The organism is Nocardia abscessus (genome assembly GCF_015477775.1).
Lineage (GTDB): Bacteria > Actinomycetota > Actinomycetes > Mycobacteriales > Mycobacteriaceae > Nocardia > Nocardia abscessus_A.
The window spans coordinates 183,736-208,738 of sequence record NZ_JADLQO010000003.1 but is presented as its reverse complement, the minus strand read 5'-3'; the positions used below and the strand labels follow the sequence as shown (position 1 = coordinate 208,738).

The 25,003-nt window shown below is 69.1% G+C and carries 21 protein-coding genes; 15 read left to right on the top strand and 6 right to left on the bottom strand.

The window, feature by feature from the left end:
- Window positions 1-62 precede the first annotated feature (62 nt).
- The 7 genes from IU450_RS11590 (at window position 63) to bfr (ending at window position 7,339) form a co-directional block, all read left to right on the top strand.
- Window positions 63-1,601 carry a class I adenylate-forming enzyme family protein gene (locus tag IU450_RS11590; RefSeq protein ID WP_324197630.1) on the top strand — a complete coding sequence of 513 codons (1,539 nt, stop codon included), beginning with the start codon at window positions 63-65 and terminating at the stop codon, window positions 1,599-1,601.
- The gene (locus IU450_RS11585) at window positions 1,598-2,374 is read left to right on the top strand and encodes an SDR family NAD(P)-dependent oxidoreductase (RefSeq protein WP_324197629.1); all 777 of its coding nucleotides are present in this window, start codon (window positions 1,598-1,600) and stop codon (window positions 2,372-2,374) included. Before IU450_RS11590 ends, IU450_RS11585 begins: the two co-directional genes overlap by 4 nt.
- A 148-nt stretch (window positions 2,375-2,522) precedes the next feature.
- Window positions 2,523-3,506 carry an MDR family oxidoreductase gene (locus IU450_RS11580; protein WP_195149778.1) on the top strand — a complete coding sequence of 328 codons (984 nt, stop codon included), beginning with the start codon at window positions 2,523-2,525 and terminating at the stop codon, window positions 3,504-3,506.
- A 13-nt stretch (window positions 3,507-3,519) separates the two neighbouring features.
- Entirely contained in the window at window positions 3,520-4,713 is a 1,194-nt protein-coding gene (locus IU450_RS11575; protein ID WP_195149777.1) for an FAS1-like dehydratase domain-containing protein, read from the top strand.
- A 9-nt stretch (window positions 4,714-4,722) separates the two neighbouring features.
- Entirely contained in the window at window positions 4,723-6,432 is a 1,710-nt protein-coding gene (locus IU450_RS11570; RefSeq protein WP_228834435.1) for a class I adenylate-forming enzyme family protein, read from the top strand.
- A gap of 177 nt (window positions 6,433-6,609) precedes the next feature.
- Window positions 6,610-6,801, top strand: a complete 192-nt coding sequence (locus IU450_RS11565; RefSeq protein ID WP_083888136.1) for a (2Fe-2S)-binding protein — start codon at window positions 6,610-6,612, stop codon at window positions 6,799-6,801.
- A gap of 58 nt (window positions 6,802-6,859) precedes the next feature.
- Entirely contained in the window at window positions 6,860-7,339 is a 480-nt protein-coding gene (gene bfr, locus IU450_RS11560) for a bacterioferritin (RefSeq protein WP_067807548.1), read from the top strand.
- 46 nt (window positions 7,340-7,385) lie between these two features.
- Here the strand turns inward: bfr and IU450_RS11555 are convergent, their stop codons facing one another.
- From IU450_RS11555 to IU450_RS11535, 5 genes are read right to left on the bottom strand one after another with little or no spacing between them, the layout of a single operon-like run.
- Window positions 7,386-8,501, bottom strand: a complete 1,116-nt coding sequence (locus IU450_RS11555; protein ID WP_195149775.1) for an acyl-CoA dehydrogenase family protein — start codon at window positions 8,499-8,501, stop codon at window positions 7,386-7,388.
- Window positions 8,498-9,697 (bottom strand): acyl-CoA dehydrogenase family protein, encoded by a 1,200-nt coding sequence (locus IU450_RS11550; protein WP_195149774.1) that lies wholly within the window; start codon window positions 9,695-9,697, stop codon window positions 8,498-8,500. Before IU450_RS11550 ends, IU450_RS11555 begins: the two co-directional genes overlap by 4 nt.
- Window positions 9,694-10,476: an enoyl-CoA hydratase/isomerase family protein gene (locus IU450_RS11545; protein WP_195149773.1), complete on the bottom strand. Its 783-nt coding sequence runs from the start codon at window positions 10,474-10,476 to the stop codon at window positions 9,694-9,696. The genes IU450_RS11550 and IU450_RS11545 overlap by 4 nt, the downstream gene beginning before the upstream one ends.
- A 4-nt stretch (window positions 10,477-10,480) precedes the next feature.
- Window positions 10,481-11,422, bottom strand: a complete 942-nt coding sequence (locus IU450_RS11540) for an acyl-CoA dehydrogenase family protein (protein WP_195150024.1) — start codon at window positions 11,420-11,422, stop codon at window positions 10,481-10,483.
- 32 nt (window positions 11,423-11,454) lie between these two features.
- Window positions 11,455-12,624, bottom strand: coding sequence for an acyl-CoA dehydrogenase family protein (locus tag IU450_RS11535; RefSeq protein WP_195149772.1), 1,170 nt, complete (start codon window positions 12,622-12,624; stop codon window positions 11,455-11,457).
- Between the two features lie 121 nt (window positions 12,625-12,745).
- On the opposite strand from IU450_RS11535, the gene IU450_RS11530 reads away from it, so the two are divergent.
- The 8 genes from IU450_RS11530 (at window position 12,746) to IU450_RS11495 (ending at window position 23,942) form a co-directional block, all read left to right on the top strand.
- Entirely contained in the window at window positions 12,746-13,552 is an 807-nt protein-coding gene (locus IU450_RS11530) for a FadR/GntR family transcriptional regulator (RefSeq protein ID WP_195149771.1), read from the top strand.
- A 527-nt stretch (window positions 13,553-14,079) separates the two neighbouring features.
- On the top strand, window positions 14,080-15,675 hold the full coding sequence (locus IU450_RS11525) for an SMP-30/gluconolactonase/LRE family protein (protein WP_228834434.1): 1,596 nt from the start codon (window positions 14,080-14,082) through the stop codon (window positions 15,673-15,675).
- Between the two features lie 7 nt (window positions 15,676-15,682).
- Window positions 15,683-16,543 carry an SDR family NAD(P)-dependent oxidoreductase gene (locus IU450_RS11520; RefSeq protein WP_195149769.1) on the top strand — a complete coding sequence of 287 codons (861 nt, stop codon included), beginning with the start codon at window positions 15,683-15,685 and terminating at the stop codon, window positions 16,541-16,543.
- A 30-nt stretch (window positions 16,544-16,573) separates the two neighbouring features.
- Window positions 16,574-17,950: an aromatic ring-hydroxylating oxygenase subunit alpha gene (locus tag IU450_RS11515; RefSeq protein WP_195149768.1), complete on the top strand. Its 1,377-nt coding sequence runs from the start codon at window positions 16,574-16,576 to the stop codon at window positions 17,948-17,950.
- A 58-nt stretch (window positions 17,951-18,008) separates the two neighbouring features.
- Window positions 18,009-19,838: a flavin-containing monooxygenase gene (locus tag IU450_RS11510; RefSeq protein ID WP_195149767.1), complete on the top strand. Its 1,830-nt coding sequence runs from the start codon at window positions 18,009-18,011 to the stop codon at window positions 19,836-19,838.
- Window positions 19,839-19,883: 45 nt separating this feature from the next.
- A complete protein-coding gene (locus IU450_RS11505; RefSeq protein WP_195149766.1) occupies window positions 19,884-20,810 on the top strand; it encodes an SDR family NAD(P)-dependent oxidoreductase in 927 nt (308 codons plus the stop codon).
- Complete coding sequence (locus tag IU450_RS11500; protein ID WP_195149765.1) at window positions 20,800-22,506, top strand: thiamine pyrophosphate-binding protein; 1,707 nt, start codon at window positions 20,800-20,802, stop codon at window positions 22,504-22,506. The genes IU450_RS11505 and IU450_RS11500 overlap by 11 nt, the downstream gene beginning before the upstream one ends.
- 2 nt (window positions 22,507-22,508) lie before the next feature.
- The gene (locus IU450_RS11495; RefSeq protein ID WP_195149764.1) at window positions 22,509-23,942 is read left to right on the top strand and encodes an aldehyde dehydrogenase family protein; all 1,434 of its coding nucleotides are present in this window, start codon (window positions 22,509-22,511) and stop codon (window positions 23,940-23,942) included.
- A gap of 146 nt (window positions 23,943-24,088) precedes the next feature.
- On the opposite strand, the gene IU450_RS11490 is transcribed toward IU450_RS11495, so the two are convergent.
- On the bottom strand, window positions 24,089-24,931 hold the full coding sequence (locus IU450_RS11490) for a patatin-like phospholipase family protein (protein WP_195149763.1): 843 nt from the start codon (window positions 24,929-24,931) through the stop codon (window positions 24,089-24,091).
- Window positions 24,932-25,003: the final 72 nt, after the last annotated feature.

Below are 25,003 nucleotides of genomic sequence, written 5' to 3'. Positions count from 1 at the left end.
CACAACCGGCGCCGTGAGCCTATCTGATGAATCTTTACAAGGATAGTGATATCAAGGACGCTGTGGACAGTTTCAACGGCGGCGCCCCGCCCGGCGCGCCCGCCCTTCGCCCGATCGCCCAGGTGCTGGACACCGCCCTCGGCTCCCACCCGGACGCCATGGCCGTGGAGGCCGCCTCCGGCGCCTGGACCTACGTCGAACTCGACGACCACGCCCACCGCGCGGCGGGCGCGCTCTGGTCACTGGGCGTGCGTCCCGGCGACCGCGTCGCCGCCTGCCTGCCCAACGACCTCGACATCGTGGCGGCCTTCCACGGCGCACAGCGCATCGGCGCGGTATGGGCGGGCATCGGCGAGGCGCTGACCGCGAAAGAGCAGCAGCACCTGCACGATCTGTGCGAACCGGCCGTCCTGCTCGCCGGCCCGCGGTGTCGGGTGGACTCGCCGCGGGCGGTCGACCCCGAGCACTGGGCGGCACTGCTCGACCGTGCGGCGCCCGCGCCGCGAGTCGAGCAGGACATCGACGCCCCGGCCGGAATCGCCTTCACCAGCGGCACCTCCGGGCAACCCAAGGCCGTGGTGCACAGCCAGCGCAACCTGCTGCTGCCCGGCGCCGTGCTGACGGCGACCCGCGGCTGGGGGCCCGAGCTGCGCAAGGGCGACAGCTTCCCGCTGACGATCCTCAACTTGATGGTGCTGTCCACCCTGCTCACCGCGCAGGCACGCGGCTGCGCGGTCGTCATGAACCGCCGCGATGTCGACGGTGTCGCGGAGTGGATCGCCGAGCGTCGCGTCACGGTCTGGAACGGCGCACCGGCGCAGCTCTACGACCTCGCGCGCAAGCCGGGGCTCGAGCTCGGCTCGTTGCGCGAGGTCTGGAGCGGCGGCAGCGACACACCGGACTCGGTGCGCGTGGCTTTCGCCGCCGCGCACGGGCCGGTGCCGCGCGTCACCTACGGCCTCACCGAGGCGCCGACGGTGGTCTCGATCGACCCACCCGGCGACGGGTGGGTCCCCGGCACCAGCGGCCAGGTGCTGCCGCACTACGACGTCGCCGCTTACGACGACGAGGGCCATCGACTGCCGCCCGGCTCGCTCGGCGAGTTGCGGCTGAAGGCGGCGGCCACCGGACCATGGGCCGGATTGTGGACGCCGATGCTGGGCTACCGGGAGCCCGGTGGCATGCGGCCGCCGGAGCCGGGCCCGATCCCCACCGGCGACGTCGGCACCGTCGACGCCGAGGGCACGCTTTCGGTGCTGGACCGCAAGAAGATGGTCATCATCCGGGGCGGGGCGAACGTCTACCCGCTCGAGGTGGAGCGAGTCATCGCGACACACCCGGACGTGGCGAAGGTCGCCGTGTGCCCGGTGCCGGACGAGCGACTCGGCCAGAAAGTCGCGGCGGTGATCGAAAGCGCGGGTCCCACAGTCGATCTCGACGCCGTGGCGCGATTGTGCCGGCGCGAACTGGCGGGATACAAGGTGCCGGAGATCTGGACCCGGGTGGACGCGCTGCCGGTGAACGCCATGGGCAAGATCGAGCGCACGCGCCTGACCGAACTGGTGACCTCCGCCCGATCCACGACACAGGAGCGACCGTGACCTCCCGATCCGAACGCGCCCCTGGCATGTTCGACCTCGACGGCCGGGTGGCGATCGTGACGGGCGCGTCGTCCGGCCTCGGCGCCGCGGTCGCGGAAGCGCTGGCCTCGCTCGGCGCCCGAGTCGCTGTCGCGGCCCGTCGCACGGACCGGCTGACCGAGCTGGCCGGGCGCCTCGGCGGCCTACCCGTGCTGTGCGACCTGAGCCGGCCCGGGGACATCGGTGCCCTGGTCACCGCGGTGGCCGACGGCCTGGGACCGCCGGAGATCTTGGTCAACGCGGCCGGAAACCGATTCACCACCGAACGCGCCGAATCCGAGCCACTCGACGCCGTGCACCGGACTCTGGAGCTCAATCTGGTGGCCCCGTTCCTGCTCGCCCAAGCGGTGTTCCCGCATATGCGGGCGGTGGGCCGCGGCTCCATCGTCAACGTCTCCTCCATCAGCGGCCGGGTCGGCGTGCCCGGAATACCGCAGGCGTCCTACGCCGCGAGCAAAGCGGGGCTGTCCGGCCTCACCGCCGAACTGGCCGTGCAATGGGCGCGACATTCGATCCGGGTGAACACGGTGGCGCCCGGCTTCTTCCGCAGCGAGATCACCGACAGCCTCTACGACGACGAGCGCGGCGCCGCTTACCTGCGGCGCAACACCCCGCTGCCGGTCGAGGCGGATGCCGCGGACATCGTCGGCGCCGTCACCTGGCTGGCCGGGGACGCCGCCCGGTACGTCACCGGCCAGACCATCGTCGTCGACGGCGGCTGGACCGCCCGTTGAGCGGAGGTATCGGCCGCTGAATCGCCGGTTGACACTCGAATCCGACGATGGGAGCATGCTTTCTCGTTGGGAGAATTACATTCTCCGTTACGGAAATGGCTTCACGAACCTTACATTCACCCGGTCTCAGGAAGGGAATTCTCCCCGCATGTTTGCCGCAGTTCTGATCGAGAAGGGCGAGGCGGGACCGAAGGTCACGCTGACGGACGTGGACGAAGCGACGCTGCCCGAGGGCAACGTCACCGTCGAGGTCGCGTACTCCACCCTCAATTACAAAGACGCCCTGGCCATTACGGGTAAGTCCCCGGTCGTGCGCGCGTTCCCGATGGTCCCCGGCATCGACCTCGCCGGTGTCGTCACCGAGAGCAGCCACGCGGAGTGGTCGGTGGGCGACGAGGTGATCCTCAACGGCTGGGGCGTCGGGGAAACGCACTGGGGCGGTCTCGGTCAGCGAGCCCGCCTGCACGGGGACTGGCTGGTCCCCCTGCCCGCCGAGTTCACGGCACGTCAGGCGATGGCGATCGGCACCGCCGGCTACACGGCGAGCCTGTGCGTCGAAGCGCTGCTGCGCCACGGGGTGCGTCCCGACCAGGGCGAGATCCTGGTGACCGGCGCGACCGGCGGCGTGGGCAGCATCGCGATCGCGTTGCTGAGCGAGGCCGGGTTCACCGTGGCGGCCGCCACCGGCAAGACCACCGAGACCGCCTACCTCCAGCAACTGGGCGCGGGCACCGTGGTGGATCGCACCGAACTGGCCGAGCGCGGCAAACCGCTGCAGAAGGAGCGCTGGGCAGGCGTGGTCGACACCGTCGGCAGCCACACGCTGGCCAACGCGTGCGCCCAGACCCGGTACGGCGGCGCGGTCGCCGCCTGCGGCCTGGCCCAGGGCATGGACTTCCCGGCCACGGTCGCCCCGTTCATCCTGCGCGGGGTCACATTGTCGGGCATCGACAGCGTGATGGCGCCCAAGCAGCGGCGGCTGGACGCCTGGGCACGGCTCGCCCGTGACCTGGACCCGGCCGCCCTGGACAGCATCGCCCAGGAGATCCCCCTCGGCGAGGCGATCACCGCGGCCGTCCGGCTCATCGACGGCACCGTGCGCGGCCGGATCGTCGTCGACGTGAATCGTTGATCAGGAGCATCTGGTGACCAGGAAATCGACGAAATCCACCGTGGCACTCGATCTGTCCGACGTCGACCACCGGGTCGGCAAGCCGGTGGGCGGCGGGCAACTGTGGGATCCGTGCAGTTCCTCCGACATCCGCCGCTGGGTGATGGCGATGGACTATCCCAATCCGCTGCACTGGGACCAGGAATTCGCCCGCGAATCCCGCTACGGCGGCATCGTGGCGCCGCAATCGATCGCGGTCGCACTGGATTACGGGCACGGCGCGCAGCCGGCCTGTGTCGGCCACATCCCGGGCAGCCACCTCATCTTCGGCGGCGAGGAATGGTGGTTCTACGGGTGCCCGGTGCGTCCGGGCGACACACTGTTCCAGGACCGGCGATTCCACGACTACAAGGTGGTGGAGACGAAGTTCGCCGGGCCGACGATGTTCTCCCGCGGCGACACCACCCACCGCAACCAGAACGGTGTGCTCGTCGCGCGCGAAAGATCGACGGCCATCCGTTATCTGGCATCGGAGGCCAACAAGCGCGGCATGTACGACAACCAGCTCGGCGCGGTGCGGACCTGGACCACCGCGGAGCTGGCCGAGATCGAGTCGCTGCGCCATGAGTGGATCCTGTCCAACCGCGCCGGCGTCTCGCCGCACTTCGACGAGGTGAAGGTCGGTGACCGGCTGCCGCGCCGGGTGATCGGACCGCACACCATCGCCGGCTTCACCACCGAGTACCGCGCCTTCCTGTTCAACATCTGGGGCACCTTCCACTGGACCGCGCCGGAGGGCATCGAGGACCCCTGGATCTACCAGGATCCCGGCTGGACCGAAGGATTCGCCTTCGACGAAGAGGGCGCGCGCATCGATCCGCGCAAACGCGACGGTCTGTACGTCGGCCCGTCCCGCGGGCACATCGACGCCGACAAGGCGGGCGAGGTCGGGATGGCGCGTGCCTACGGCTACGGCGCCACCATGGGCGCTTGGTGCACCGACTACCTCTCCTACTGGGCCGGGCACGACGGCATGGTCCGACACAGCAAGGCGGACTTCCGCCTGCCCGCCTTCGAGGGAGACGTGACCTATTTCGACGCCGAGATCATCGGCAAGCAAACGGATTCGGCCTGGGGCGTGCCGCTGGTCCAGGTGAAACTGCGGCTGACCGATCAGGACTTCGGCGTGCTGGTGGACTGCACCGCCGAGGTCGAGCTCCCGTACTGAGGTTCGATGATGACCACCGACACCGACGACACCCGCGCGCGAGCCGTGGCGATCGCCACCGGCCCGCCGCTGTCCGACGAGCCCGGTCTCGGACCGCTCACCCTGCCCGGTTTCCTGCGCGAGGTCACCGAGCGATACGGCGACCGCGAAGCGCTCGTCGCGCACGCCGGCACCGGCGTCATCCGCTGGACCTACGCCGAGCTGTGGGAGCGCGCCACCGAAGTGGCGCGCGCCCTGCGCGCATGCGGGGTGGGCAAGGACAGCCGGGTCGGCGTGCTGATGACGAATCGGCCGGAGTGGCTCTCGGCCGTCTTCGGCGCCTCGCTGGCCGGCGCGGTGGCCGTCGCGTTCAGCACCTTCTCCAGCCCCGCGGAACTCGACCACCTGCTGCGCCTGTCCGGTGTCTCGGTACTGCTGTTCGAACGGACCGTGGCGAACAAGGATTTCGCCGCCGTGCTGACCGGACTGGAACCGGCGATCGGCGTCGCCTCACCGGGCGCCGTGCGCTCGGCGGCCTACCCGTTCCTGCGTCACCTGGCGGTGGTCGGCGAGCCGGCGCCGGGCGCAGCGATCGATTCCTGGCCCACGTTCCTGGCACGTGGGCACGCCGAGCCACCGGAACTGATCGAGGCGACAGCGGCCACGGTGCAGCCCAGCGACACCGCGGTGCTGTTCTTCTCGTCGGGGACCACCAGCAAGCCGAAAGGCATCCGCAGCGCCCACCGCGGCGTCGCCATCCAGATGTGGCGGTTCCGCCGCATGTTCGGCTTCGGCCCGGACGACCACGTGCGCTGCTGGACCGCCAACGGCTTCTTCTGGTCCGGCAACTTCGGCCAGGCGCTCGGCGCCACCCTGGCCGCGGGCGGCAGCCTGGTGCTGCAATCGACCTTCGACGCCGCCGGCGCCCTGGCGTTGATGCAGGCCGAGCGGGTGAACTTCCCGGTCGCATGGCCGCACCAGTGGGCGCAGCTGGAAAGCGCGCTCAACTGGTCGACGACCGATCTGAGCAGCCTGCGATTCGTGGACGTGAAGACCCCCGCGGCGCGGCACCCCGATGTCTCGACCAGCTGGACCGAGCCGGGGCACGCGTACGGCAACACCGAGACCTTCACCATCACCACCTGCTTTCCCGCCGACACACCGGCTGACGAGATCGCGGGCAGCAGCGGTAAACCGCTGCCCGGCAATACCGTCAAGATCGTCGACCCGCTCACCGGCGCTGTCCTCGCGCGCGGCGAGCGCGGGGAGATCTGCGTCAAGGGGCCGACGCTCATGCTCGGCTATCTCGGCACCGCGCTGGACGAGACGCTCGACTCCGACGGCTACTTCCACACCGGCGACGGCGGCTACCTCGACGACGCGGACCGGCTGTACTGGGAGGGGCGGCTGACCGACCTGATCAAGACCGGCGGCGCGAATGTCTCGCCGCTGGAGGTCGACGAAGCGTTGATCCGGTTTCCCGGCGTCAAGGTCGCGCGGACGGTCGGCGTCGCGCACGAGACGCTCGGCGAGGTGGTGGTGGCGTGCGTGGTGCCCCACGCGGACGCGACGGTCGACGGCGCGGCGGTCCGCGCGTTCCTGCGGGAGCGGTTGGCCAGCTACAAGGTGCCGCGGCATGTGCTGTTGTTCGCCGAGGAGGACATCGCGCTCACCGGCAGCGCGAAGATCAAGTCCAGTGACCTGCGGCAGCTCGCCGCGAAACGGCTGGCCGAGGGCTAGCGCTCCGATGCCTGCCCTCGGGTGTCCGGCCCGGCCGCAGCCCGGCGAAGCGCGGAACCGCGACACGGCCCCTACCGGACTTCACACTATCGGCCGCAGGTGCTATACATTAGGGGAGGCTTACCTCGTTAGTCGAGGCTAACCTCAGTGAATTGGTGACCCTGGCTGTGAGGCTTCATGTACGTGTGCATCTGTAACGCGCTGTCCGAAGGTGACGTGCACACCTGCGTTGCGGCCGGGGCCGACAGTGTCCGCCAAGTGAAGAACGCCTGCGGCTGGAAGCCCGGCTGCGGCAGTTGCACGGCGCGATTGGCCGAGGTGATCGGCCGTGCCCGCGCGACGACCGGAGCACAGCCCTCGGCCGCCTGATCCGACACACCAGGCGGTCTCTGCCGCGCTGCGCACATTTTGTGCCACGATCGCTGCTATGGACGGCGACAAGGACATCGTGGCGTTGCTCAACGAGCAACTGACGGCCGAACTCACGGCGATCAACCAGTACTTCCTGCACGCCAAGATGCAGGAGAACTGGGGTTTCACCAAGCTGGCGCGGCACACTCGGCACGAATCGATCGACGAGATGAAGCACGCCGAGCTGCTCACCGACCGGATTCTGTTCCTGGAGGGGCTGCCCAACTACCAGAAGCTGAACCCGCTGCGCATCGGACAGAGCGTTCCCGAGCAACTGCGGGCCGATCTTCAGATCGAGTTGGAAGCGGTCGAACGGCTGCGCCGGGGCATCGAGTTGATGCGTTCGCGCGGCGACGTGACCTCGGCTCGCATCTTCGAGCACATCCTCGAAGACGAAGAGCAGCACGTCGACTACCTGGAGACCGAGCTCGATCTGGTGGAGAAGCTGGGCGAGCCGCTGTACCTCCAGCGCTTCACCGAAACTCCGGACGACTGACCCGGTATCCGGGCGCCCGAAAGGCTGCCCGGCCGTACGCCCCGCACTACGCCGAGGCGTACCGCCGGGCCAGTCGTTTCCGATGCTCGGCAGGCGTACCGAAGAGGGAACGATCGAGCGTGGCCCGCTTGAGGTATGCGTGGATCCCGCTTTCCCAGGTGTAGCCCATGCCGCCGTGCAATTGCATGGCCTTTCCCGCCACCCGCACCGCGGTGTCGGTGCTGTACGCCTTGGCCATCGACGCCGCGTCGCCTGCGTCCGGCGCCGACGTCACCTGGGCTCGAACGGCGGCCGCCACCAGCTGCCCGGCCACCGACACCTGCACCAGCATGTCCGCGCAGGCGTGTTTGACGGCCTGGAAGGAACCGATCGGACGACCGAACTGCTCGCGCACCTTGGCGTAGTCGACGGTGGCCGCGAGCATGGCCTCGCTCAGCCCGAGGCTGTCGCAGGCCGTCGCGACCGCGGCCCGGTCGTACAACCGCCGCACGGCGCGCTCTCCGTCGCCGCGGAATCGCCACACCGCCGACGGCGCCACCGCGACGCCGTCGGCGCTCACGCGCCCCAGACCGCGGGTCGCGTCGACCACCGGTCGCGCGGTGACGGCAATCCCGGGAACATCGGGGTCCACTGCCGCGAGCACGACCTCGCCGCCGGGATGGCGGGCGGGCACCAGTAGCCGGTCTGCGCCGGGCGCGTCGAGCACGAAATCGGCGTTACCGCGCAGGCGCAGGCCGTCGGTATCCGGCACGAGCCGAAACGGCGCGAGATCGGCGGGCGCGGAGCCTGCTCCGGGCGGCACGGCGCCGACCCGCTCCTCTCCGGTGAGCGCGACCACCGGCACCACCGCACCGGCGACGGTGCCGCGGAACAATTCGTCTCGTTGTGGATGAGGCTCCAGCAGGCCGAGCGCGCCGACGGCGAGCACCGCGACCGAAGGGTACGCAGTGCGGGCGACCGCTCGGCCCATCTCCTGGAGGATCACCGCGACTTCGGCGAAAGTGGCGTCGGCGCCGTCGAATTCGCCGGGCGCTTCCAGACCGAGCCACCCGGAGCGGGCGATCAGCGACCAGTCGAGCGCAGACGCGGAATCGGCTTTGCCGAGCAGGTCGCGTGCCACCGCACGCATTTCGTCGTGGATCTCGGCGAATTCGTCGATCATCGTGTCCCCGCCGGTTCCCTGGGCAGGCCGAGTCCGCGCTCCGCGATGATGGTGCGCTGGATCTCGCTGGTCCCGCCCGGAATGGTCCATTCCCAGGAGCCGATGAAGTCGAGCACCCAGGCGCCCGATTCCCAGCCGCCGGACATCGGTTTGCGCAGCATCGTGTGCGCGGCCACTCCCCCCACCTCCGCGCCGAAATCTGTCATCCGCTGCAACAATTCGCTGTAGTACAACTTCACGACGGAAGCGTCGGCCGGGCCCACGCGGCCCGCGTCGTGCCGCTCCACCAGGTCGCGGCACAATGCGCGCAAGCCGGCGATCTCGATGTCGAGCGCGGCCAGCCGGTCGGCCACCAGCGCGTCATCGATCGGCCGCACGCCACCGGCATCGGCCCGCTCGCAAGCCTCGACCAGCCGGCGGAATCCGGCGTTGCCGAGCCGTTCGGACAGTTCCAGCATGGTGAGGCCGCGTTCGGCGCCGAGCGTCTGCTGCGCCACCTGCCAACCCGCGTTCTCCGCGCCGACCAGCGCGGCGGCCGGGATCCGCACCTCGTCCAGGAAAATCTCGCAGAAGTGCGATTCCCCGGTGGCCTGCCGGATCGGGCGCACCTCGATGCCGGGGCTGCGCATATCCAGCAGGAAGTAGGAGATCCCGCGCCGCTTCGGGGCGGCCTGGTCGGTGCGAGCCAGCAGCAGGCACCAGTCCGCGTACTGCGCGCCGCTGGCCCATACCTTCTGCCCGGTCACGACATAACCGTCACCGTCGTGGCGGGCGCTGGTCTGCAATGCCGCCAGATCGGACCCGGCGCCGGGTTCGGAGAAACCCTGGACCCAGATCTCGCCGTCCAGGATCGCGGGGAGGTGCCGTCGCCGCTGCTCCTCGGTGCCCGCCGCCAGCAACGTCGCGGCCGCGTGATGAACGGCCACGAAGGCCAGCACCGGTCGCGGCGCGTCGTGGGCGGCGAGTTCCTGGTACAGCACGATCTGTTCCGGGACGGACATGCCGCCGCCGTATTCGCGCGGCCAGTGCGGCACCGCGTATCCGGCATGGCGTAGCCGCTGGAACCAATCGTGCTGGAAGCATACGAATTCCGCGTCCGTGGGGCCGGTCTGCGCCCGCCGCCACTCGGCAGGCACGTGCGTGCGGCACCAGTCCCGGACCTCGCCGCGGAACTCGTCGAGGTCGTGCCCGGTCACCGCGCCCGGGCCCGCTGTCGCAACGCCAGCAGCCGCTCCCGGTGCTCCGGTGACTGCATGCTGACCACCTCGGCGGCGAAACCGGCCTGCATCGGACCGCCGAGCGCTTGGGAAAGGTACATGTTGACGACCCGTTTCGTGCTGCGCAGCGCTTCCGGCGGCAGGGCGGCCAACCGGACGGCCAGTTTCCGTGCCTCGTCGAGCAATTCGTCCGCGGCGACGACCCGCGACGCCAGTCCGACTTCGACGGCGGTGGCGGCATCGATCCGGTCGCCGGTGTACAGGTATTCCCGCGTCCGCAGGATGGGAGTGAGCAGCGGCCAGAACGCGGCGCCGCCGTCCCCGGCGACCAGCCCGACGGCGACGTGCGGATCGGCCAGGTACGCGCGATCCGACATCAGCACGACGTCGCACAGCACCGCCAGGCTGGCGCCGAGCCCCATCGCGGCACCGTTCACCGCGGCGATCACCGGCAACGGAAAGCGCAGCATCTCCTCGATGATCTGGGCGCCTTCGCGGATGCTCTCGTCCCGCGCGACCGTGTCGTCCAGGAAAGAGGTGATCCAGTCCAGGTCGCCACCCGCGCTGAACGCCCGGCCGGAGCCGGTGAGGATCACCACTCTGGCCTCCCGGTCCGCGGCCAGCTGTCGCCATACCTGCGCCAGCGCTCGGTGCAACTCGGCGTTCACCGCGTTGAGTTCGCCGGGGCGGTCGATGACGACGATCCGCACCGGCCCTTCGGAGGACACGGTCAGCGCGTCGGGCAGGTCGTAGCGCATGGCGTCACCCTTCCCCCGGCTCGGAGAACAAACCGGCCAGGCCGCGGCGACCGGCCAGCCGGGCCGATAAATCCTCGGTGGCGACCAGCCCGAGCGGCAGCCTGCGCGACGGCAGGCTGTAGCGCGACAACCAGGACAGTGGCGACTCGTCGCAGAAGCCGAGGGCGCCGTGCAACTGGTGGGCCACGCGGAACACGGCCTCGGCCGCCTCCAGCGCCGCGGCGCGCAGGGCCAGCGCGTCGATCAGCGCCTCGCCGCGATCGGCCTGGATGCTCCACAGCGCGTAGCGGGCGAGCATGTCCACGCCACGCCGTTCCACCTCGGCGTCGGTCAGCTGGAACTGCACCGACTGGAACTCGGCCAGCGGCTTACCGAACTGTTCCCGCACCAGCACGTGGGCGCGGGCGAGTTCCACCGCGCGGTCGAGCATGCCGAGCAGCGTCCAGCACGGCAGTACCAGCGCGAGCGCCAGGTCCGCCGTGCCGTCGGTGTCCACCGGCGACACGTCCAGTCGCGCCACGAAGGCCGACTCCCGCGCGGGCACGCCGGACGGTCGCACCACCACCGACCCTCTGGCACCGTCCAGGGTCACCGCCGCCCAGCGCAGGTCGAGATCCGCGACCGCCGCGGCGGGCTCGTCGTCCGACACCACCACCAACCCGTCGACGTCCAAGTCGAGCGGGCGGGCCAGCCGCTCCGCGACCGGGTAGGGCGCGGCCCAGTAGCCTGCGCTGCGGCACAGCGCCGCAGCGGCTTCCAGCTCGACCGGATCACACCGTGGCTCCAGTTCCCAGGCGCCGAGTTCGCCCAGCACCGGCGCGACGAGCGCCCGCCGCGCGGGCTCACGCTCGGCCCATTGCACCAGTTCGTCGCCACCGGCCGCGCGCAACGCGCGCAGCGCCTGAACGCCGTATTCCCGTGCCTCGGCGCAGAGTTCGATGGTCATCGCCCGCCCGTCCAGCGGGAACGGTGCGGCGGTCATGCCGCCTCCCCCGTCCGGCGGGGGCCGCTCAGCAACGCGCGCGCCAGCAGGATCTTCTGCATCTCAATACTTCCGGAAGCCACCGTCGCGGCATTCGCGTATCGCCAATGGTCGTCCACCGCGCGCCGGAACCGGCGCTGGGTCTGGTCCCGCGAGCCCGCGAACGCGGCGAGTTCGGCCAGCACGCTCGCGCTTTCCTGGTCGAGCCGGGTCACCGCGATGCGGTAGGCCGCGGCGTCGCCGGGCGCGACCCGCCCGGCGCTCTGCAGCGCGATCACCTGGTACGCCAGCAGCCGCGCCCGCCGAGCCCGGGTGAGCATGCGGACCCAGCGGCCGCGCAGCTCGGCGGGCACCGTGTCCCACCGCTGCCCGAGAACCTCCGGCGCGGCCTGCAACAGCCGTTCGCAGCGCGCATAGCGGGCGATGCCGACGCGTTCGAACGCCAGCACCTCCTGCACCACCGACCAACCCTCGTCGACCTCACCGAGCACGTCGGCTTCGGTCACGCGCACCCCGTCGAAGAAGACCTCGTTGAGATGGTGCGGCCCGAGCATGGACCGGATCGGCCGGACCTCGATTCCCGGATCCGACATCGGCACCAGGAACACGGTGAGCCCCTGCTGTTTCCGCGCCCGGGTCGCGGTGCGCGCGAGCAGGAAGCACCACTGCGCCATGGTCGCGTACGAGGTCCAGATCTTCTGGCCGGTGATACGCCAGCCGTCGCCATCGCGACGGGCGGTGGTTCGCAGCGAGGCGAGATCCGACCCGGAGTCCGGCTCGCTGAATCCCTGGCACCAGATCGCCGCACCGCGCGCGATCGGCGGCAGGTGCTCGCGCTGCTGTTCGGCCGTGCCGTGCCGCATGATCGTCGGGCCCACCCAGTTGACGCCCATGTACTGCGCCCCGCGCGGTTCGTGGTGCGCCCACATCTCCTCGCGAACCACGGTCTGCTCCCACACCGAGGCGCCGCGGCCACCGAACTCCGCGGGCCAGGCCGCGCACAGCAGGCCCTGTTCGGCGAGCACCCGGCAGAAACGCTGGGCCACAGCCAGATCGGCCGGATCGTCGGTGAACGCGCCGAGGTAGTCGGCGGGGACCTCTTCGGCAATCAGCCGCCGCAGCTCACCCCGGAGCCGGGTGGCGGCCTCACCCATAGTGAAGTCCATGTGGCGCACAGTACTTCAATCCTCATAAGGATAGCAATATTTGTATGGTCATCGGGCGGTGACTACACTGCCGCCATGACGGAAAGGCGTGCCGGGTGAGGACCAACCAGAGGCGGACCGCATGACAGCCGCCAAGCGCGGCCGGGTCCCGCAGCGTCGCATCGCGGAGACCGTCGCCGCCGAGCTGCGCACCCGCATCCTGGCCGGTGACGAGAACTACCGGCTCCCCACCCAGGATCAGCTGGTCCAGGACTTCGGGGTGAGCTACCCCTCGATCCGCGAGGCGCTGCGCATCCTGGAGACCGAGGGCCTCGTCACCGTCCGCCGGGGCAACGTGGGCGGCGCCGAAGTGCACCGCCCCGACGAAACGTCGGCCGCGTATCACCTGGGCCTGGCGCTGCAAGGCGCGCGCGTCACCCTCGGCGATCTCGCCGCGGGCTTGCGCACGCTGGAACCGCTGTGCGCGGCCGCCTGCGCCGAGCGGCCCGACCGCGCCGAGACCGTCGTCCCCGCGCTCACGGAGAACGTGGAGAAGTCGGCCGAACTCATCGACGACGGCGTCGCCTTCACCCACACCGCCCGCGAATTCCACGACCTCATCGTCTCGTTCACCCCGAATCTGACCATTCGCTACGTCGTTAGCACGCTGGTCACGCTGTGGTCGGCACAGGAAGAGGCGTGGGCGGAGGCATTGACCCGGCGCGGGGAATACCCGTCCGAGGCCGAGTCGACCGAAGCCTTGCGCACCCACCGCCGCATCACCAGGGAGATCGCGGAGGGGCGGGCAGCCGAAGCCGAACGCCTGTACCGGACCCATCTCGCCGCCACCCAGACACTGGTGCTGCAGCGCTTCGACGACGGCGTGGTCAACGCCTCGTCCGCCGGGGCGCGGCTGGCCATCCAATCCGGCCTCCGCTCGCAGATCTGAGTCCGTCGAGCCGCCGCATCTCCGCACGTCACACGCCCGCACAAAGCAGACGCGTTTCGATTACGCGTTGCTCCGCCGAGCGAGAACAGCGTACGATAATGCGGTTTTCAAAGTGTGAAATCGGATTGTCCATCAGCGGGTGAGCGCCGCGCCAGGCGACACATGGGTTCCAGCCGTCCGCACAGAACCCTCCGCAGTGCCGAACTCGCAAGCAAACGCGAGAATTTTTCGGAAATTGTTGCGACGCAGCGCTATTGGACTTGATATCGAATACTTGCCGATCGCAAAGCCCACCGCCCGGGGCACCGCCCCGAGTGGCGCCCAGCGCTTCGTCCACCAGCGATCAGAACCTACTCACCGTTAGCCAACAGGTCAAGTATTGCTATCCTTACGAGGATTGAAGTAGCGTGGCCCACGACACATCGGCCTGCCGCATACGGAGGCCGGATCCCGTCGCCCCGGGCCGCCGGGCCGGGGCTGTGCCGCATCTCGAACATCGACTTTCTCATCGCATGGGAGGCCCCGCCTTGACTCGAGGGGCGCGCTACCGCACCACCACACCGATAACCCTCGCCGAGGGGTGGAGCATCCGACAGCTCACCCCACCGAGCCGACTGTTCGGTGCGAACGGTCTACGCACGGGTACCGACGGGCGAATCTACGTGGCCCAGGTGGCCGGCAGCCAGATCAGCGCACTCGACGTCGCCACCGGCGGCCTCGAGACCGTCAGCGCCAAGGGCAGCGACATCGTCGCCCCCGACGACCTCGCCTTCGATCCCGAGGGCAATCTCATCGCCACCGAGTACATGGACGCACGCGTCAGCATGCGCGGCACCGACGGCAGCACCCGGGTGATCCGCGACGATCTGCCCGGCGCCAACGGCATCACCGTGTACAACGGCCGGTTGTTCGTCAACGAATGCCGGATCGGCGGTCGCCTGATGGAACTGCCGCTGGACGGCAGCGCGCCGCGCGTTCTGCAGGACAACCTGCCGATGCCCAACGCCATGGAGGTCGGCCCAGACGGTCTCCTCTACTACCCGGTGATGGGTACCAACGACATCTGGCGGATCGATCCCGACGGCGGTGCGCCCGAACGAGTCGTGGGTGATCTCGGCGTGCCCGACTCGGTCAAGTTCGACTCCGCGGGCTTCCTCGTCTCCACCCAGGTGCAGACCGGTGAGGTGCTGCGGATCGATCCGCGCACCGGTGACCGTCAGGTGCTGGCGAGGCTGGACCCGGGCCTGGACAACTGCACCTTCGTCGGCAACCGGCTGTTCGTCTCGAACTTCTCCGGCGAGATCACCGAGATTCTCACCGGCGGACAGACCAGGTCCGTTCTGGAAGGCGGGCTGCTGTGGCCGCTGGATCTGACCGTCGGCCACGACGGCGATCTCTACGTCGCCGACGGCACCTTCTTCTACGTTCTGCGTGACGGCGCATTGCACACGGTCGCATCGCTTTTCAGCGCGGGCAACCCCGGCTACGTGCGCGGCGTCAGCGCGGTCGGGCCCGGCGAGTTCCTGTGCGCCACCTCCACCGGACAGATCTCATACTACCGACCGGGCACGGACGGAGAGCCCGAGGTCGTGGCCGACGGGTTCGATCAGCTCTACGGGGTGGCGGCAACCGCCGACGGGACGATCGTGGCCGCGGAACTCGGCGCGGGCCGTGTGCTTTCGATCCGGTCCGGGCAGGTCGACGCGCTGGCCTCCGGGCTCAACGCCCCGATGGGTGTGGCATTCGGCCCGGACGGCACTACCCTGGTCTCCGAGTCCGGGGCCGGGCGGATCGTCTCGATCAGCGGCGGCGGAGCCGACACCGTGGTGGACGGACTGGAGACGCCGCAGGGAATCCTGGTGCGCGGCAAGCAATTGCTCATTCTCGACGTCGGCCTCAAAGCATTGATCGGCTTCGATCTCGAGACCAAGGCCCGGCAGACGCTCGCCGCGAACCTTCCGGTCGGCGCGCCGCCCGGGGTGGTCGCCAAACCGCTGCGCGGCACTCCGCCGTTCTCCGGACCCATGGGCCCGTTCGCGGGCATCGCCGCCGGACCGGACGGCACGGTCTACCTGTCCGCCGACGCCGAGGGCAGTGTGCTCGCACTGCGCGGGAAGGCCTGATCCGACGATGACCGACGACGGGCTCGCACACGACTTCTTCGGACTGACCGGACGCGTCGTCATCGTCGCCGGCGCGGGCGGTGGCGGTATCGGCACCGCGGTGACGCGCCTGATCGCCAGGGCGGGGGCCACCGTGATCGGGGTGAGCCGCTCTGAGGAGAACCTCGCCGAACATGTCGAACCGCTTGCCGCGGAAGGTCTTTCCGTGGTGTCCGTCGCGGCCGACGTCGGTACCGAGGAGGGTGTCGCGGCCGTACTCGAGCACGTCCGCGCGGCGCCCGGTGAGCTGCACGGGCTGGTCAACGTGGCAGGCGGCGCCGCGGTCCGCACCTGGATGCCCGCTACCCGGGTGACCAGGGAGGACTGGCGCGCGTTGTTCGCGCAGAACCTGGAGACGATGTTCTTCATGAGCCAGGCGGTGGCCGCCGAGCTGAAGTCGCAAGGCAGGCCCGGTTCCCTGGTGTCGATCTCCTCGATCAGCGGCATGAACACCGCACCGTTCCACATCGCCTACGGCACCGCGAAAGCGGCGCTGGTGGCCGCGACCAGAACCCTGGCGGTGGAACTGGCCCAGGACGGCATCCGGGTGAACGCCATCGCGCCGGGTGTCACCGAGACGCCTGCCTCCGGCACCTACGTCGACAACGATCCCCAGCGCGACCGCCGCGCCATCGCCATGGGCAGACGCGGGCGCCCGGAGGAACAGGCGGGACCGATCCTGTTCCTGCTGTCGGATCTGTCGACCTACGTCACCGGCCAGACCCTGCTCGTGGACGGCGGCCTGAACCTCAGGTGGACCCATCTCGGCGAGGACCACACCTCGCTGTTCCTCAAGGACGAGAACTTCCGCGCATCGATCACCCGCTGACGCACCCAAAGTTGTGACCAGGAGCATGTCATGAGCGAAACGACGACCGAGACAACGGATTCCGCTACCAACGAACCGTTGTCGGCGCCGATGACGATCGGCGTCGAGGCGTACATCTCCGAGGAATACGCACGCGCCGAGGGCGACAAGCTCTGGGCCAAGGTGTGGCAGCAGGTCGAACGCGTCGAGGAGATTCCCCGAGTCGGCGACTTCCTCACCTACGAGATCCTCGACGACTCGATCATCGTGGTGCGCACCGCACCGGACACCATCCGGGCTTACCACAACGTGTGCGCGCATCGCGGCCGCACACTGATCGATACACCGGACGGCGCGCACGACGCCCGGGGCAGCCGCAAACGGTTCGTCTGCGGTTTCCACGGGTGGCGCTACGACCTGGAGGGCCGCAATACCTTCGCGGCCGAGCGCGAGGACTGGGTCTGCGGGCTCACCGAACGCAACGACGGACTGAACCACGTCAAGGTCGACACCTGGGGTGGCTGGATCTGGATCAACATGGACCCCGACGCAGAACCGCTCCGGGAGTACCTCGAGCCCGCGGCCGGCCTGCTCGAACACTTCGAACTGGAGAACATGCGCTATCGCTGGCGGCGGTGGCTGACTTTCGACTGCAACTGGAAGGTCGCCTTCGAGGCGTTCATGGAGACCTACCACGTGCCCTACACCCATCCGGAGTTCATGAACTTCGGCACTTTCCTCGGATGGTCGCGGGCGCAGGGCAAACACAGCAACATCGGCTACGACGCACCCAAGGGCATGGAGGAGAACCAGGCCAAGGTGCGCGTCGGCAGCGGTCCCGACGCGCGCGTCTCCACCGCCACGCTCCAGAACTTCACCTGGGAGAACGCCAATACCAACACCACGCGCACGCTGGTCGACGTCGCCAACCGGCTGGTCGACGAACTGCCCGAGGGCACTCCGGCCAACGAAGTGCTGCGCTACTGGCTCGACACCGCCCGGTCGGAGGACGAGGCGCGCGGCGTGGTCTGGCCGAAGGTCGACCCCGACATCGTCGCCCGGGCCGGTACCGCGTGGCAGATCTTCCCCAACTGCCAGATCGGCCACGCACTGAACAACATGTTGTGCTACCGGTTCCGGCCCTACGGCTACGACCCGGACATGTGCATCTTCGAGGCCGCCGTGTTCGAACTCTTCCCACCCGGCGAGGAGCCGCGAACCGAGTGGGAGTACACCCCCGTCGGCGATCCCGGGTGGCGGACCGTCCTACCGCAGGACTTCGCCAATATGGCCGCTGTCCAGCAGGGCATGAAGAGCCGAGGCTTCTCCGGCCCGAAACCCAACCCGTATCGCGAACGCAGCGTGGTGAATCTGCACCACAACCTCGCCGCGTACATGGGAACCGGCGCGCCGCGCGATCTGACCTGAACGGGCGGGGCCTGCCGGTCCACCCTCGACGACCCGAGTTAGAGATCCAGGAATTCGAATGCAAGAGTGCAAGCCCACGGTTACGCCCGATGTCGATCGGGATGCCCTCCGCGCGAGATATCTCGCCGAACGTGACAAGCGCCTGCGTCCCGAGGGACAGAAACAGTACCTGCTGACCGAGGGCGAATTCGCGGACTACTACGAGGAAGATCCGTACACGCCGGTCGAGCCGCGCGCCGCGATGACCGACGAGATCGAGGTGGCGATCCTCGGCGGCGGTTTCGCGGGTCTCATCACCGCGCACCGGTTGCAGCAGGCCGGCGTGGACGATTTCCGCATCATCGAATTGGGCGGCGACTTCGGCGGGGTGTGGTACTGGAATCGCTACCCCGGCATCCAGGTCGACTCGGACAGCTACTGCTACCTGCCGCTGCTCGAAGAGACCGGCTACATGCCGAAGGAGAAGTTCTCCTTCGGCGACGAGTGCTACGAACACGCCCAGCGCATCGGCAAGCACTTCGGCCTGTATGAGAAGGCGGTCTTCCACACGCTGATCCGCTCGCTGGAATGGGACGAGCGGATCGAACGGTGGCGGATCGCGACCAACCGGGGCGACGACATCCGCGCCCGGTTCATCGTGATGTGCCAGGGGCCGTACAACCGGCCGAAGCTGCCCGGCATCCCCGGCATCACGCGGTTCGAGGGCCACACTTTCCACACGGCGCGCTGGGACTACGAGTACACCGGCGGCACGCTGAAGGGCGGGCTGGACAAGCTCGGCGACAAGAAGGTGGCCATCATCGGCACCGGCGCCAGCGGCATCGGGACGATCCCGCATCTGGCCGAAGGCGCCGAACACCTGTATGTGTTCCAGCGCACGCCGTCCTACATCTTCGAGCGCGGCAACACGGCGACCGATCCGGAATGGGTGCAGTCGCTGCGGCCGGGCTGGCGGGAGGAGCGGCAGCGCAACTTCCACAACGCCGCCTACGCGTTCTACTCCCCCGGGGAGCCGGATCTGATCTGCGACGGCTGGACCGAGGTCGCCCGCAATGTGGCCGCCCACCTGGACGCCACCGGCGGCTGGGCCGAACTGGCGACGAATCCCATGAAGGTCATGGAACTCAAGGAGGCCGAGGACTACCGCGCGATGGAGCGGGTGCGCCGCCGGGTCGACCAGATCGTGGCGGACAAGGCGACGGCCGAGGCGCTCAAGCCGTACTACCGGCACCTGTGCAAACGGCCGGGCTTCAGCGACAACTATCTGCAGGCCTTCAACCGCCCGAACGTCACGCTCATCGATGTCTCGGACACCAAAGGGGTAGAGCGCATCACGGAAAAGGGCATCGTCGCGCACGGTGTCGAATACGAAGTCGACTGCATCGTCTTCGCCAGCGGCTTCGAGATCAGCAGCGACATCGACCGCAGGCTCGCCATCCAGCCGTTCGCCGGGCGGGGCGGCCGGTCGCTGTACGAGCACTGGAACGAGGGCTTCCGTACTTTGCACGGGATCATGTCGCACGGCTTCCCGAACCACTTCGCCACCGGATTCGTCCAGGGCGGGGTGACCGCGTCCACCACTCGGATGTTCGAGCAGCAGGCCGATCACATCGCCTACATCATCCAGCAGGCCTCGGCCCGGGGCGCCACCACGGTGGAACCCAGCGCGGAGGCCGAGGAGGCGTGGATCGCGACCATCCGGGCGAATTCGTTCGACAACAGCAACTTCGTCCGCGAATGCACCCCGGGCTACTACAACAGCGAGGGCGAACCGAACGGGCGGTCGTTCCTCGGTGATCCCTTCTGGGGCGGCTTCTACGTGCTCGAGGATCTGCTGCGGAGCTGGCGCGAAGAAGGCCGGTTGACGGGTCTCGTCCTGGGTGCCTGACCAGTCCCCGATCACCGCGACGCACCAGTGAGAGGACCGACCACCTTGCGAGAACTCAGATTCGATGATCGCGTAGCCGTGATCACCGGCGCCGGGCGGGGGTTGGGCCGCGCATACGCCCTACTGCTCGCCTCGAAGGGCGCCAAGGTGGTCGTCAACGACCTCGGCAGCAGCGTGCGCGGCGACAGCGTCGAGGCGGACCCGGCCGCGGAGGTGGTCGCCGAGATCGAGGCGGCGGGCGGCGCCGCCGTCGTCTGCACCGAGTCGGTGGCCACGGCCGAGGGCGGGCGCGCGATCATCGACGCGGCGCTCGACCATTACGGCCGCCTGGACATCCTCGTGCACAACGCGGGCAACGTCCGATACGGTTCGCTGCGGGAGCTGAGCTACGAGGATTTCGACGCGGTGCTCGACGTGCACCTGCGCGGCGCCTTCCACGTCGTCCGGCCCGCCTTCCCGGTCATGGCCGACGCCGGCTACGGCCGCGTGGTGCTCACCTCGTCGATCGGCGGACTGTACGGCAACAAGGGCGTAGCCAACTACGCCGTGTCGAAGGCGGGCATGATCGGCCTGTCGAACGTGATCGCCCTGGAGGGAGCCGAATTCGGCATCCTGGGCAACGTCATCGTGCCCGCCGCGGTGACGAGGCTGGCCGACGGACTGGACACCTCGTCCTACCCGCCCATGGGGCCGGAACTGACGGCGCCGACCGTCGGCTGGCTCGCCCACGAGTCCTGCTCGATCACCGGCGAGATGCTGGTGTCGGTCGCCGGGCGCGTGGCGCGGGCCTATATCGCCGAGACCCCGGGGGTCTACCGCCCCTCGTGGACGGTCGAAGAGATCGGCGAGCAGATCGACGCCATTCGCGATACGACCGGCTCTTGGATTCTGCCTGCCGTCCCCGCGGGGCACAGCGATCACATCAGGAAGAGTTTCGAGCTAGCCACGGAGGCAGGACAGCATGCCCGTTAAGGTCTACGAACGTATCCTTCAGCTCTTCGAAGCCGAGGGCATCAACACGATATTCGGCATTCCCGATCCGAATTTCGTGCACATGTTCCACCTCGCCGAGGAACGCGGCTGGAACGTCGTCGCACCGCATCACGAGGAGTCGGCCGGATTCATGGCCGAGGCCGTGTCGCGGATGACCGGCAAGGCCGCGGTCTGCATCGGCACACTCGGCCCCGGTGTCGCCAACCTGGCAGGCGCGATGATGTGCGCGAAGGTCGAGAACTCGCCGGTGATCTTCCTCGGCGGGCAGCGCGCCCGGATCACCGAGCAGCGGGTGCGGCGCGGGCGGATCCAGTTCGTCAAGCAGGCCGAACTCTTCGCGCCGTCGGTGAAGTACAGCGCCAGCATCGAATACGCCGACCAGACCGACGAGATCATTCGCGAGGGTTTGCGCCGGGCGCTCACCGGAACCCCCGGACCGGTCTACATCGAGTGGCCCAAGCACATCATCCAAGAGGAACTCGACGTACCGGAACCATTGCCGCCCAGCCGGTATCGCCTGGTCGGACAGACCGCGGGCCAGGACCGGATCAAGGAGGCCGCGCGACTGATCCGCGCGGCGCGACAGCCGGTACTGCTGGTCGGGCACGGCGTGCACACCGCGCGCGCCGGGGAGTCGGTGCGCGCGCTCGCCGAACTGATGGCCTGCCCGGTCATCCAGACCTCGGGCGGCACTTCGTATATCGAGGGACTCGAGGACCGCACCTTCGCCTACGGCTTCTCACCGTCGTCCATCGACGCGGTGGTGAAATCGGATCTGTGCCTGGCTATCGGCACCGAACTCGGTGAGCCCGTCCACTACGGGGTCGGGCGGCACTGGGTGGCGGGCGAGGCGAACCGCAAATGGGTTCTGGTGGAACAGAATCCGGAGGCGATCGGAGTCAACCGCCCGATCGACGTCCCGCTCGTCGGCGACCTGCGCGCGATCGTCCCGCAGCTGGTCGACGCGCTGAAGGACACGCCGCGCACGCCGTCGCCCGAGCTGGCGAGCTGGATCGAGCAGGACGCCGCCCGCCTGGCCGAACTGTCCGAAACGGCGCCGTCGGGCCGGTCTCCGGTGCACCCCGCGCGGCTGATCGTCGAGGCGACCAAGGTGTTCCCCTCCGACGGCATCATGGTCCGCGACGGCGGAGCCACCACGATCTTCGGCTGGACCTACTCGCAGGCCAAGCCGCACGACGTGATCTGGAACCAGAACTTCGGCCACCTCGGCACCGGGCTGCCGTACGCCGTCGGCGCCTCGGTGGCCGAGGGCAGGAAGCGGCCGGTCATGCTGGTCACCGGCGATTCGTCGTTCCTGTTCCACATCGGCGAGTTGGAGACCGCGGCGCGGCTGAACCTGCCGCTGGTCTGCGTGGTGGCCGTCGACTACGCCTGGGGCCTCGAAGTCGGCGTCTACAAGGGCCTGTTCGGGCCCGGCTCGCTGGAGACCGGCACGCACTGGAGCACCGACACCCGCCTGGACAAGGTCGCCGAGGGCTTCGGCTGCTACGGCGAATACGTCGACCGCGACGAGGACATCGCCCCCGCCGTCAAACGCGCGTACGCCAGCGGCAGACCGGGCGTCATCCACGTGGCCGTCGACCCGAAGGCCAACTCCGAGGAGATGCCAAGTTACGACGAGTTCCGCACCTGGTACGCGGAAGGGACACAGTAGTCATGCGCGAGTATTCCAAGTTCTACATCGGCGGCGCCTGGGTCTATCCGGCCGAGGCGCAGTCCTTCGAGGTCGTGAACCCGGCGACCGAGCAGGTGTGCGGCACCGTCGCCAACGGGTCTGCCGCGGACGTGGACCGGGCGGTCGCGGCCGCCCGCGAAGCGTTTCCCGCTTGGTCGGCGTCCCCGGTGGCCGAGCGGATCGAGCTGCTGCGCGCCATCGGCGTGGAATACGGCAAGCGCGCGGGCGATCTCGCCGCGGCGCTGACCGAGGAAATGGGCGCACCGAGCACGCTGGCAGGCGGCTTCCAGGTCGACCTCGGGGCCGGACACCTGGCGACCGCCATCGAAGTCCTGCAGAACTTCGTCTTCGAGCAGCAGCGCGGCGCCACCCTGATCGTCAAGGAACCCATCGGCGTCTGCGGCCTCATCACACCGTGGAACTGGCCGATGAGCCTGATCGCCGTGAAGGTGTTCCCCGCCGTCGCCACCGGCTGCACCACGGTGCTCAAGCCGTCGGAGCGTTCGCCTTTCACGGGGCAGGTCTTCGCCGAAATCCTCGATGCCGCAGGCGTTCCCGCCGGCGTCTTCAACCTCGTGCAGGGCGACGGTCCCAGCGTCGGTGTACCGCTGTCGGCGCATCCGGACGTGGATCTGATCTCCTTCACCGGCTCCACCCGCGCGGGTATCGAGATCGCGCGCAATGCCGCGCCCAGCGTCAAGCGGGTCACCCAGGAACTGGGCGGCAAAAGCGCGAACATCGTGCTCGACGACGCGGACTTCGCGACCAATGTCGCCGCCGCGATCGGCCCGATGATGATGAACTCCGGTCAGACCTGCAGCGCGCTGTCGCGAATGCTGGTTCCCCGCGCCCGCATGGACGAGGCCGTCGACGTCGCTCGCCGGGCCGCTGCCCAGCTCACCGTGGGCGACCCCGGCGGGGACGTGGCGCTGGGCCCCGTGGTCTCCGGATCCCAGTTCGACAAGATCCAGGCGCTCATCCAGAAGGGCATCGACGAGGGAGCCACGCTGGTGGTGGGCGGCGCCGGCCGCCCCGACGGACTCGCCAAGGGCTACTACGTCCGGCCCACCGTGTTCGCGAACGTCACCAACGACATGACCATAGCCCGCGAGGAGATCTTCGGCCCGGTCCTGGCCATCCTCGGCTACGACAGCCTCGACCACGCCGTCGACATCGCCAACGACACCGAGTACGGACTCGCGGGCAACGTCGCGGGCGCCGACCTGGACCAGGCCCGCGCCGTAGCCCGCCGCGTCCGGGCGGGCTGGATCACCATCAACGACGCCTTCGACTTCCACGCACCCTTCGGCGGCTACCGCAAGAGCGGAAACGGCCGCGAGTGGGGCGAATTCGGCTTCCACGACTACCTGGAGACCAAGGCCATCCTGGGGTACGCGCCGGACGAAGCCGGATGATCCGTTCGCCGTCGAAGGGCGACCTCGGTAGCCGCAACCACACCGAGAGATCCTGCTGGTCAGGATGCCGACCGGCGCCGACGACGCCGTCGCAGCCGGTCTCGTCCATCATGCGGACCGCGTCGTCGGGGCCTGCCGCGTGCCGGTCAGCGGTCGGGCCAGACGTCCTTCAATCGCGGCGCGGCATCGGCGGCCTGGCGCACACCGGCCGCATGCGCGGGGGCCAGGGCGGCCATGGCGAACAGATCGAACCCGAACGCGGCGATGGCGTCGTCGTCGGAGACTATGGAAATCTCTGTGGCCGAACCCAATTGGCGATCGCTGGGAACGCGCGGAAACATGTGCGCTAAGGGCTCGAAGATCACCACGACATCCGCGCCCGCGGCCAGGTCCGCGTTGACCGGTGAACCCAATCCGCCGTCGATGTAGTGACGGCCGTCGATCGGAATCGGCGGAAAGACACCCGGCACCGCGGAACTCGATGCGAGCGCCTCGGGCAACGACGCCGCGCCGTCTCGGGTCCACACCTGTCGCTCGCCGGTGGTGATATCGATCGCGGCGACGAGCAGGTCGCGGGCGGGCCACTGCGCAACACCGGCCAGTCCGCCCATGCGCGCGATGTGCTCGTCCGGCTCGCCGACCTGGGCGGCCAGTGCCAGTTCACCCGCCCGGCGACGGGCCTGCGCCGGTTCTTGTCCCGGGTCGCGCAAGACGGCGAATATCTCCCCCATCCGCGCCGGATCCGCCCGCACCGGCGGCGATGACGGCGACGGCGGCCGCAACAATCGCGCCGGATCACCACCGTCGGCCAGGACCGCGCCGACGACCGCCCCGGCCGAGGTGCCCACGAACCGGTCCGCCAGCGACAAGTCGATGCCGTTGTCCCGCAATCCGGTGGCCAACCCCGCCAACCACGAAAGGCCGACCGGACCACCCCCGCCCAGCACGAGCGCGACGGAGAATGCGTTGGATGCCACCGTGTCCGACATACCGCCAGCCTATCCGCCCCGGTTGTCCCACCGCGTACGCTCGGGCGGCTACTGGACCCGAGCTCCGGGATC